The sequence below is a fragment of the Trebonia sp. genome (assembly GCF_049794275.1).
In the GTDB taxonomy this organism is placed as follows: Bacteria; Actinomycetota; Actinomycetes; order Streptosporangiales; family Streptosporangiaceae; genus Trebonia.
In genome coordinates this window covers 1-10,596 of sequence record NZ_JBARCR010000222.1, presented here as the reverse complement: position 1 = coordinate 10,596, position 10,596 = coordinate 1, and the positions used below count along the sequence as shown (strand labels likewise).

General features: G+C 69.4%; 9 protein-coding genes and 1 pseudogene. 5 read left to right on the top strand and 5 right to left on the bottom strand.

The genetic code is table 11. From position 1 onward, the window contains the following. The 4 genes and pseudogenes from WA805_RS06460 to WA805_RS06445 all read right to left on the bottom strand — a co-directional run. Positions 1-1,033 (bottom strand): annotated as a pseudogene (locus WA805_RS06460) (hypothetical protein); the annotation flags it as partial. Beyond that, positions 1,030-1,587 (bottom strand): UGSC family (seleno)protein, encoded by a 558-nt coding sequence (locus WA805_RS06455; protein WP_422277753.1) that lies wholly within the window; start codon positions 1,585-1,587, stop codon positions 1,030-1,032. The gene WA805_RS06455 and the pseudogene WA805_RS06460, both read right to left, overlap by 4 nt. Positions 1,588-1,600: 13 nt before the next feature. Continuing rightward, entirely contained in the window at positions 1,601-2,590 is a 990-nt protein-coding gene (locus WA805_RS06450; RefSeq protein ID WP_422277751.1) for a transketolase family protein, read from the bottom strand. Then, positions 2,587-3,492: a transketolase gene (locus WA805_RS06445; RefSeq protein ID WP_422339061.1), complete on the bottom strand. Its 906-nt coding sequence runs from the start codon at positions 3,490-3,492 to the stop codon at positions 2,587-2,589. Before WA805_RS06445 ends, WA805_RS06450 begins: the two co-directional genes overlap by 4 nt. Before the next feature lie 475 nt (positions 3,493-3,967). On the opposite strand from WA805_RS06445, the gene WA805_RS06440 reads away from it, so the two are divergent. The 4 genes from WA805_RS06440 to WA805_RS06425 all read left to right on the top strand — a co-directional run bounded on the left by WA805_RS06440 (position 3,968) and on the right by WA805_RS06425 (position 8,680). After that, positions 3,968-5,074 (top strand): sugar ABC transporter substrate-binding protein, encoded by a 1,107-nt coding sequence (locus WA805_RS06440; protein WP_424562658.1) that lies wholly within the window; start codon positions 3,968-3,970, stop codon positions 5,072-5,074. Between the two features lie 116 nt (positions 5,075-5,190). Continuing rightward, positions 5,191-6,822 carry a sugar ABC transporter ATP-binding protein gene (locus tag WA805_RS06435; RefSeq protein ID WP_425241877.1) on the top strand — a complete coding sequence of 544 codons (1,632 nt, stop codon included), beginning with the start codon at positions 5,191-5,193 and terminating at the stop codon, positions 6,820-6,822. Next, positions 6,819-7,865 (top strand): ABC transporter permease, encoded by a 1,047-nt coding sequence (locus tag WA805_RS06430; protein WP_422281714.1) that lies wholly within the window; start codon positions 6,819-6,821, stop codon positions 7,863-7,865. Before WA805_RS06435 ends, WA805_RS06430 begins: the two co-directional genes overlap by 4 nt. Continuing rightward, the gene (locus WA805_RS06425) at positions 7,865-8,680 is read left to right on the top strand and encodes an SDR family NAD(P)-dependent oxidoreductase (RefSeq protein WP_425241876.1); all 816 of its coding nucleotides are present in this window, start codon (positions 7,865-7,867) and stop codon (positions 8,678-8,680) included. Before WA805_RS06430 ends, WA805_RS06425 begins: the two co-directional genes overlap by 1 nt. A 70-nt stretch (positions 8,681-8,750) precedes the next feature. On the opposite strand, the gene WA805_RS06420 is transcribed toward WA805_RS06425, so the two are convergent. Then, positions 8,751-9,776, bottom strand: coding sequence for a YihY/virulence factor BrkB family protein (locus tag WA805_RS06420; RefSeq protein WP_425241875.1), 1,026 nt, complete (start codon positions 9,774-9,776; stop codon positions 8,751-8,753). 223 nt (positions 9,777-9,999) lie between these two features. On the opposite strand from WA805_RS06420, the gene WA805_RS06415 reads away from it, so the two are divergent. After that, positions 10,000-10,596 (top strand): cation:proton antiporter (locus WA805_RS06415; protein WP_425241874.1); only part of this gene is annotated, 597 nt, incomplete at its 3' end.

Sequence of the window (10,596 nt, the reverse complement as noted above, 5' to 3'; positions counted from 1 at the left end):
ACGGGCCGAACGTCTCGACGATCGAGGACACGCCGGCGTTGGGGGCGCCGGCCACCACGATCTGCACCGCGTCGACGGACGTGATCAGCTGGACCGGGGTGTTCTGGTCCTCCGGCGTCTCCTGCGGCCGGGCGTCCGGGTGGTCGGCGGGCAGCCGCCAGCCGGTGCCGCCCGCGACAGCCTCCTTGCCGGCGCTCGCGAGGTCGCGGTAGGTGCGCCAGCCCTGGTCCGCGATGGCGGCCCGCACGTCGGCCTTGGACCAGCCGTGCTTGTCGAAGAGCCGGGCGTGTTCCGGGTTCAGCACGACGTAACCGCTGGCCCTGGCCCGCACCAGCGCGCCGGTGCGGCACAGCGAGTCGGCGAAGTCCGCCGCGAGCTGCTCGGGAGCGGTGGTGTGCCTGGCCTCGATGTGCAGCACCGAGCGGATGACGGTCGCGGAGACCGCGCTGTCGCCCGGGCCGATGTCGTTGTCCGCGGCCAGGCTCGGCCAGGGGGAGTCCTCCTCGTTCTCCGCGATGCAGCAGGAGTACTTGGCGGGCGTGCCCTGGGTGGCCTGGTCGAACACGTGCGGCTTGAGGCCGAGGCCGTTGATCGCGCCGAGCCTGATCGCCCGGCCGATCGTCGCGTTGGCGCGGAACCCTGATCCCCACACGTTGCCGCGGGAGTTCAGCCCGAGCCGCTGCCTGGCCGGCCCGTAGACCACGACGAACGGGGCGGTCCCGGTCGTGGACTGCCAGATCGACCTGGTGACCATGCCGTCGCGCAGGAACGAGTCCCACGCGGCCAGCACGACGGGGAAGTACTCCGGCAGGCAGCCGGCCAGCGCGGCGTTGATCGCGGCCAGCCGGACGGTGAGGTTCTTGTTGAGGTGCGGCATGGGGATGAGCACCTCGTCAGGGTCGCGGCCGGTCGTGGCCAGGAACTCCGCGAGGTAGGACTCGGTCACTGGGACGACGGGCAGCCCGTCGGTCCAGCCATGGTCGTAGTAGTAGTCGATCGCCCGGCGGGCCTCGGCGGCGTCGATGTCTGTCACGCCGGCGCCACCCCCAGGTACGTCAGTCCGGCGCCGAGCACCCGGAGAATGTCAGGCAGCGCGTCGCGCGCCATCTCGTCGATCTCCTTCTCTGTGCGGCTGGCGATCGGGTGCGGCACGGCCACGTACTGGTAGCCGGGGAACCCCATCTGGTTCGCCATCGCCTCGGCGGTGATGCGGAAGGCATCCGTGCACAGGCTGACAGCGGGGATGCCAGCCCGCTCCAGCACGATCCCATCGGCCAAACTGGCCGCGCTGCACGAGCCTCAATCACCGATCGCGGCGACCGCGAAGTCGCAGTTGTGCAGCATCTGCTGGACGACGGACTCCTCGACGGGCGTGCCGAAGTAGCCCTTCTGGAACATCCGGATCTCCCGGACGCCGTACTTCTCCTGGAGCTCGCGGCCGACGGCACGGAGAATGACGGCACCGTTCGGCTTGGAGTTGTCGAGCAGGCCGACGACCAGGCCCTTCAGCGCCTGGGGCCGGGCCGCCAGCGTGGTGTTGGTGCTGCGGTCACTGTCTCCTGTGGGATCGAGTAGCGGTTCTGGCATGCGGTTATCCCTTCTATCCCTTCGCGAGTTCCAGGGCCCTGGCGACCACGCCGGCCACCGTCAGCCCGTAGTACTCATACAACTCGGCGGGCACGCCCACCTCCAGGTCCACGTCCGGCAGCGCGCACTGCGCGAGGTCCGCGACGATCTTGTGCCGCGCGACGGTCTCCGCGACGATGGCGCCGATGCCGCCGTTCACGGTGTGGTCCTCGATCGTGAGCACCTTGCCCGTCCTGGCGGCGGTGTCGACGATCGCGGCCTCGTCGAACGGCTTGAGGTAGCCGCCGTCGTAGACGTCGGCGCTGATCCCGTGTTCGGACGCCAGGACCTCCGCGGCCTGGACGGCCAGGCCGACCCCCATGCCGTGCGCGGCGAGGGTGAGGTCGCCGCCCTCCCGCAGCCGGGGCCAGGTGCCGCGCGGGATGTCCGGCACTGTGTCGTAGACCGGGTCGACCGCCTCGGCGATCCTGATGTAGACCGGGCCCGCTACGGTGGCGGTGGACCGCATCAGCGCGAGCACCGCGTTCTGGTCGGCGGGGGAGACCACGGTGGTGTTGGCGAAGGTCCGCGCGATCGCGATGTCCTCGACGGCGTAGTGGCTGGTGCCGAAGTAGCCCATGGCCAGGCCGGACAGCCGCCCGACGAGCCGGACCGGCAGGTGGTTGTAGTCGGCGTCGGTGCGCCACTGCTCGGCCGTTTTCAGCATGCCGAACGGCGACATGGAGAAGATGTACGGCACGTACCCGCAGGCCGCGAGGCCGGCGGCGACGGAGACGGAGTTGGTCTCCGCGATGCCCAGCTCGATGTACCTGTCGGGGAACGCCTCGCGGAACTCCGCCAGCGTGTTGGACAGGTCCGCGGTCATGGTCAGCACGCGGTCGTCGCCGGCGGCGATCTCGGTGACCGCGTAGCCGGACGGGTTGGCCTTGAGCGCGGTGTCCCTGTCGGTGTCGGAGAAGACGTCGACCATCTTCTTCTCGGTCGGCTCGGGCGACTGGCTCACTGCGCGCTCCCTTCGGCGCCGGCGCCGGCCCCCGTTAGTTCCATCCGCGCGGTGATCTCCGCGACCACGTCGGCGTACTGCTCGGGGTTGAGCAGGCCGAGGTGCCAGGCCTGCGGCTGCTTCTCCATGAACTCGACGCCGTGCCCCTTGCGCGTCCTGGCGATGACCGCCGTCGGCTGCTCGCTTGTCGCCGCGTCAGGCAGTTCGTCGAACGTCTTCTTGAGGGTGGCCATGTCGTGCCCGTTAATCTCCTGGACCCGCCAGCCGAAGGCCTCGAACCGCTTGCCGAGCGGTTCGATGTTCATCGCCAGCGAGGTCGGGCCGGACCCGGAGAACCCGTTGGCGTCCACGATGGCGACCAGGTTGCCCAGCTTGTAGTGCGACGCGGCCATCGCGGCCTCCCACACCTGCCCTTCCTGCAGCTCGCCGTCGCCGGTCAGCACGAACGTCCGGTAGTCCCGGCCGGACAGCCGTCCGGCCAGCGCCATCCCGGTGCCGACGCTGAGGTTGTGCCCGAGGGAGCCGGAGGAGAAGTCGATGCCGGGAGCGAGCTTCATGTTCGGGTGGTCGTTGAGCGGCGAGCCGACCTTGCCGAACTGCTTGAGCAGCGTCTTGTCGTAGAAGCCGAGGTCGGCGAGGACGGGCCAGAGCCCGGTCGCCACGTGGCCCTTGCCGAGCAGGAACCTGTCCCGGTTGGCCCAGCGCGGCTCGTCGGGGCGCAGCCGCAGCACGTGGTAGTACAGCGTCGCGACGATCTCCGCGGAGGAAAAGGTGGAGGAATAGTGGCCGAGCCCCGCCTGCGCGATCAGGTCGATCGTCTGCAGCCGGATCCAGTCCGCCCGCCTGGCGAGCTCGGCATCGGAAGCCGGCCGCCCGCGCTCCAGGATGATGTCTTCTGGCATGAGGTCAGCCTAGATTCGGCCCAACTTGTTGACAATATGCGCTGTGATCAGCGTCGATGGCACTGAGCTGTGCTCGGGCACAGCATCGCGGCCACACCAGGCACGTCACGTCCGGCAGGCGGATAACTATGTGCTGGGGCGACAAGATTGCCGGGCGGGAACTGCTGGGTGGCGATAGTGATCGAAGCGATACGTGAACTCGCAGGCCAGGCTGTTGACATGCTCGCGGGGCGAGATCGACTCTGTACCTTCGGCGCGTGGTCCCATCAGACCCCTGTATGACATGACATATATGCGAGGACGTATGAAACGCTTCAGGAAAGGCAGACGGAACCCCCGGACCGTCCGTATCGCTTTCGGGGTACTGGCGGCGGGTGCGGCAGTGCTGCTCGCCGCGTGCTCGTCAAGCAGCTCAAGTTCCACTTCCACCGCTGGTTCGAGCGCGGCGCCATCAGGTAGCGCGAGCAGCGCGAACGTGGCCGCGCTGCAGGCCGACGTCGCCAAGGCCGCGGCGACGCCGAGCTTCAGCGATTACGGGAGCACCTACGGCGGCAAGATCCCCAGCATCGCGAACCTGGCCGGGAAGAAGATCATGATCATCCCTGGCGTCAGCGCGCTGGCCGCGTGCGAGGAGATCGCGCAGGCCGCCTCGAACATCGCCAAGGCCTCTGGCATGGTGCCGACGATCTTCAACAACACGGGCACGACGGCCGAGCACAACACCGCGATCGAGGACGCGATCCACCAGGGATACGCGGCGATCATCATGGGGTGCGCGATGGACCCGTCGACCAGCGCGCCCGCGATCGCCCAGGCCCAGAAGGCCGGCATCGTCGTGGGTACCTACGGCGGAACCCCGGACATGGACCAGCGGGCCAACACCACCTACAACACCGATGACCCCTACGCGCTCGACGCCAAGCTGGCGACCGAGCAGGCGATCGAGCAGCACAACGGCCAGCCGTTCAACGCCATCGCGATCACGTCGACCGCGACCGGGCCCGCCACGGTGATCGAAGAGGACGCGATCCAGGCCGAGCTGGCGAAGGACTGCCCGAAGTGCACGCTGTCCGCGGTGAACGTCGAGGTGCCCCAGTGGCAGACGCAGGTCGCCAGCACCGTGACTTCCCAGCTGCTGCAGCACCCCAACGTCAGCGTCCTGTTCCCCGACTACGCGGGTGAGCTGACCTACGTGCTCGCGGGCATCCAGGCCGCGCACCGTACCGGCGTGAAGACGTACCTGGCCTTCGGCGGCGGCACGCCGTTCGTCCAGCTGCAGACCGTCAGTCCTGGCAAGGACGTCATCCAGAGCGATGTCAGCGAGTCCCCGCCGTGGACGGGCTACCTGCTGTTCCTGCAGGCCGCCCGCGGGCTGGAGAAGCTGGCTCCCATCCCGTACGCCCAGGCCATCGGCCCGGACCTGATGATCACCCCGGATAACGCCGACAGCGTCCTCGCCACCGGCGGCTTCGGAGATCAGTGGGTCAACGGCTTCCGCGCACTGCTGGGGCTGCCGGCCCTGACAGGCAGCGCGCTGCACGCCGCGTCAACGCTGAACGGCGCGATGACCGGCAAGCCCTGACACACCGGTTAGGCAGGCGGGCAGTGGCCCGGGCGGGTGATTCCGCACCGGGCTGCTGCCCTGCTCAGTGGACATCGCCAACGAGCGGAAGCCAACGAGCGGAAAAGGAGACGTAGGTGGAGGCACCGGCTCCCCCAGCGGTCGAGCTGCGCGACATCTCCAAGGATTTCGGCAGCAACCGGGCGCTGGACCACGTGGACCTCAGCATCGGCGACGGCGAGGTGGTGGGGCTCGTCGGGCAGAACGGCTCGGGCAAGTCGACGCTGGTGAAGATCCTGTCCGGGGTCCATGTGCCGGAGCCAGGCGGCCGCCTGTTCGTGAGCGGTGACGAGGTGCCGCTGCCCTTGGCGCCCGGCCAGGCGAGCCAGATCGGGCTCAGCTTCGTCTACCAGAACCTGGCGCTGGCGCCAGGTCTGACCGTCCTGGAGAACCTGACCCTCGGTCAGCGAGTTGCCGCCGGCGCGCGGGCGGCGTGGGCGCCGATCAACTGGCACGGCGAGAAGCGGACCGCCGCGGCCGTGCTCGACCGTTACGGCGTCCGGCTCAACCTCGACCAGCGCACCGGCGAGCTGCCGCCGGTCGATCAGGCGCGGCTCGCGATCGTCCGCGCCGCCGAAGACCTCAACAGGTACCGCACGCGCAGCGGCTACAAGCACTCGGTACTCGTCCTCGACGAGCCGACCGTGTTCCTGCCGGAAGAGGACGTCGAGCAGCTTTTCGACCTCATCCGCACCGTCAAGGCTGAGGGCGCGGCCGTGCTGTTCATCTCGCACGACCTGGTCGCGGTCCGCTCCATCGCCGACCGCGTCGTCGTGCTCAGGGACGGGCGGGTCGTCGCCGAGGTGCCCGCGGACGAGATCGAGGAACAGGCGCTGGTCGACCTCATCGTCGGCACGTCGGCGCGGCAGGGCGGGAGCGCCGCCGCGGACGAGGCGCGCCCCGTCGAGGTGACGCTGGCCCCCGCCGGGCCCGCAGGCGCGGAAGACACGCCGGGGCCGGGGCCTGGCCAGCACGTCGCGGTCGAGCACCTGAGCGACGGGCGGCTGAAGGACCTGTCGTTCGAGATCGGCGCCGGGGAGATCCTCGGGGTGGCCGGCCTCATCGGCTCGGGCGCCGAGGACCTGCCGTACCTGCTGTTCGGCGCGCACCCGGCCCTCAGCGGCACGCTGCGCCTCGGGTCAGAGAAACTCGACATCACCGCGCTCAGCCCGCAGCGCAGCGTGCGGCAGCGCATCGCCCTCGTCCCCGCGGACCGCCAGCTGCTGGGGCTTGCCGAACGACTCACCCTGTGGGAGAACATCGTCATGCTCGTGGAAGACGAGCACTACCGGGGCGGTGTCTTCCACCGCGGCGAGCTCGTGGAGCTCGCCCGCGAAGCCGTCCAGCGGTTCGAGATCCGGCCGCCGCGGACGCACGCCGTCACCGCGACGTTCTCCGGCGGCAACCAGCAGAAGGCGCTGCTCGCGAAGTGGCTGATCGCCGGGCCGCGGCTGCTGCTGCTGCACGAGCCGACGCAGGGTGTCGACGTCGGCGCCAGGCGGGACATCTACCGGTTCGTGAAATCAGCCGCCACCCTGAATCAGACGTCGGTGCTGTGGGTGACGACGGACTTCGGTGAGCTCGCCGAGGTCTGCGACCGGGTGATCATCCTGTCGGAAGGCCGGACGACCGAGACGCTGGCCGGCGAAGAACTAAGCGACGACGCAATCACCGCAGCCGCGCTGCGGCAGATCAGGGAGGTCAGATGAGCGCCTCACCGGGAGCACCCGCTCCCGTCGAAACCGGCGGCCGCGACGAGAGGTCCGCGGAGCGGGACCGGCCGTCGGCGATCCGGCGCCTGGGACTCGAGCGCTACGCGATCGTGATCGTGCTCGTCGCCATGATCGTGGCGTTCGGGGTGGACATACCGTCGACCTTCCTTTCGATCGGCAACCTCTCCAACATCCTCGGTTCCCAGGCGGTGCTGTTCATCCTCGTGATGGCGGTGCTGCTGCCGACGATCATGGGCGACTTCGTCGACCTTTCGCTGGGCTCCTCGCTGGGCCTGTCCGCGATGGTCCTGGCCGTGCTCAACGTGCAGCACGGGACGAACGTGCTGCTCGCCTGCCTGGCGGGGATCGGCGCGGCGGTCATCGTCGGCTTGTTCAACGTGTTCTTCGTCGTGTATTTCGACAACGACCCGTTCATCGTGACGCTCGGCACGATGACGATCGTGCAGGGCATCATCTACATCGTCTCCGGGAACAACAGCGTCGGCATCGTCTCGACGAGCCTGTCGAACTGGGTCTTCTCGAACGAGTTCCTGTCGATTCCGCTCGAGTTCTACTACGGCCTGGCCATCTTCCTCGTCGTCTGGTACGTGCTCAGCTTCACGCCTGTCGGGCAGAAGGCTCTCGTGATCGGCCAGTCGCGCGAGGTGGCGCGGCTGACCGGCGTGCGGGTCAACCGCCAGCGCTCCTGGGCCTTCATCATCGGCGCGGCCATCGCCGGCATCGCGGGGATCGCGTACGCGGCCACCAACGGCACGGTCGACCCTACGGCGGGCAGCGCCCTGATCCTCCCGGCCTACGCGGCGGTCTTCCTCGGGGCGACCGCGATCAAGCCCGGCCGCATCAACGCGCTCGGCGCCCTGGTCGCGGTCTACTTCCTCGCGACGGGTACGGCGGGACTCGAACTGCTCGGCGCGCAGAGCTACATCCAGCAGATCTTCTACGGTGCGGCGCTGGTCGTGGCGATCACGATTCCGAAGGTGAACCGTGACCGCATCTTCAAGAGGCGGCGGACCGCCTGATGGGCGTCCTCGAGGACCTGTTCGACGTGCGCGATCAGGTTGCGCTGGTCACCGGCGGCGCGTCCGGGCTTGGCTACGCGTTCGCGTCGATCCTCGCGGACTGCGGCGCGACCGTGATCGTCGCGGACTGGAACGGCGAGCGGCTGGAGAAGGAACTGCGCGGCCTGTCCTCCCGCGGCCGCGTCGCCGGCTATCCGCTGGACGTCACCGACGCGCCGGCGGTCCGCGCGTGCGTGGACTCGATCGTCGCCGAGTACAAGAGCATCGACATCGCCTTCGCCAACGCGGGCGTGGCACGCGGCCGCCCGCCGCTGCTGCCGGAAGGCTGGCTGGACGACATGTCGATGACCGACTACAACGCGCTCATCGACGTCAACCTGCACGGTGTGGTCTACACCGTGCAGGCGGCGGCGAGGCACATGAAGCGGCAGCGCTCGGGCTCGATCATCACGACGGCGTCGACGGCGGGCCTGCGCAACGACCCGTTCACCCCGTACTCCTACGCGATCGCCAAGGCCGGCGTCGTCAACTTCACCAAGCAGGCCGCGCACGACCTGGCGCGCTGGAACGTGCGAGTGAACGCGATCGCGCCGGGCCCGTTCAAGACCAACCTGGGCGGCGGCGGCCCGATGCCGCCGGAGGCCGAGGCCCGCTGGAATTCGGTGATCCCGCTCGGCCGGATGGGCGACCCGGCAGAGATCCGCGGCCTGGCACTGCTGCTGGCATCCCCGGCGGGGAGCTTCATGACCGGCGGCGTCTACCCGATCGACGGTGGCGCGCTGCTGCAGGGCCCGTCGCTCCCGCCCGCCGGCTGAGCCGATCGGCCGGCTGAGGTCCCTTTTCATCCCGAACGGGCCCGTTTCTCCGCCCGGCCGTGTGATGGCGTTACTGCGGACCATCGTTGGCTGGCGGGGAACCGCTGGCTACCGGCGGCGAGTCCGGTGCTGCGAGGTGGAACTCGACGCGGGCGGCGGGGATACGTTCCTGCTCGCGGGCCAGCAGGCCCAGCGCGCGGCCATCCACTGTGGTGGGACGGTTCAGGTCCAGGGCGCGTGGCCACAGCCGGGCATAGCGGACGGCGGCGACTTCGGCCGCGTACACCAGCGCCTGACCGACTAGGTACAGCAGGGCGAACATGCCCGCCACGGTGGCGAAGCTGCCGTAGACGGGTCCGGCCTTGGCCACCAGCCTGGCCAGCAGCGGCGCTCCGGCGTTGAGCACCACCGTCACCGCCGCCGCGCCCAAGACGGCTCCCGGCCACAGCGCCCGAATCGGCGCGGGCCGCGCCAGCAGCAACTTGGCACCAAACAGCAGCACCGCGAAGACGACCAGCGCCGACCCGAGCACCGCGGCCGCCCGCTGCACTCCGGCCCGCTCGGGCGTGATCCCAGCGGCCACCACCGTGAGCGCCCCGGTTGCCAGCGCTCCTAGCAGCAGCATCGCCAGCACCACGAACACGCGGAGATACCGTGAGAAGAAACTGGCCCGGTGGCGGTACGGGACCGCGGCGACATGGTTCAGCGTCTGGTAGGCGGAGAACACGACACCCGTTCCGGACAGCAGCAAACCGATCAGGCCGGCGATGAACGGGATCGTCGACGTTGGCAAGGCAGCCAGCGACTGCTCGACCGTGGATCGCAGCGCCTGCGGCACGATCTCGGTGATCAGCCGCTGCCGCAGGTCTGGGTGATCTGCCAGCACCCGTGACAGCACCGCCACCCCGAGCAGCAGCAGCGGGAAGATGCTCAGGAAACCGTAGTAGGTGATCAGCGCCGCCTGCCGCCCGCCCTCATCGTCGCCGTACTTCTTCACCACCGCATAGGGAAATCCCAGCACACCATGCTCGCGCTGCAGGCGGTCCGCCCACGCGATGATCCGGTTCACCAGACCGCTCAAACCTTCCAAACCCATGGGGCTAGCTTGCCCGGCACGTCCCGGCAAGTCATCATCCCCGATGGCCGAACGGGACTGGGGTCTGTGAAGCGGCGTGCACATGTTCACTGGAGGGAAGGACCTGGATGTGCTCCACCACATACCGCTGCGGGCGTGCCGGTTTGCCGGGCAGCCGCTGATGCACGACATACGGCCCCGGGCCGGTGCTGTGGACGGGTGAGGAGATGCGGGGGGTGAGGCGATGAGCGAGTCGGATCTGGCGATCATGGCGGCGCTGGTGTTCGCGTGGGGAACGCTGTCGTCGCGGCTGGAGCGGTTCGATGTGACCGCGCCGATCATCTTCGTCCTGGCTGGCGTGCTGCTGACCCACGGGCCGCTGGCCGTGCTGAGCGTCACCCCGGCACCTGAGCTGGTCAAGGGCCTGGCGGAGGCGACCCTGGTGCTGGTGCTGTTTTCGGACGCGTCGCGGGTGGGGCTGCGGGAGCTGAGAGCCGATGCGGGCCTGTACGGCCGGCTGCTCGGGATCGGGCTGCCGCTGACGATCGGCCTGGGCACGCTGCTGGCGCTGGCCCTGTTCGGCGGCATGAGCATCTGGCTCGCCCTGCTGGTGGGCGCCGCGCTGGCGCCCACCGATGCGGCCCTGGGCGCGGGCATGATAGTCAACCCGGCGGTTCCGGCCCGGATCCGGCGGCTGATCAACGTCGAGAGCGGCCTCAACGACGGGATCGCCACGCCGTTCGTCCTGGTCGCGCTGGCCGGCGCGCAGACCGCCGAGCATGCGCACGCGACTGGCCCGGGCAAAGCCGTCGCCGAGCTCGTGGTGGGCCTTGCCATCGGC

Bases quoted from the DNA above. Each gene is read 5' to 3' on its own strand.
- WA805_RS06445 (WP_422339061.1), bottom strand. From the start codon at position 3,492: ATGCCAGAAGACATCATCCTGGAGCGCGGGCGGCCGGCTTCCGATGCC.
- WA805_RS06430 (WP_422281714.1), top strand. From the start codon at position 6,819: ATGAGCGCCTCACCGGGAGCACCCGCTCCCGTCGAAACCGGCGGCCGC.
- WA805_RS06425 (WP_425241876.1), top strand. From the start codon at position 7,865: ATGGGCGTCCTCGAGGACCTGTTCGACGTGCGCGATCAGGTTGCGCTG.
- WA805_RS06420 (WP_425241875.1), bottom strand. From the start codon at position 9,776: ATGGGTTTGGAAGGTTTGAGCGGTCTGGTGAACCGGATCATCGCGTGG.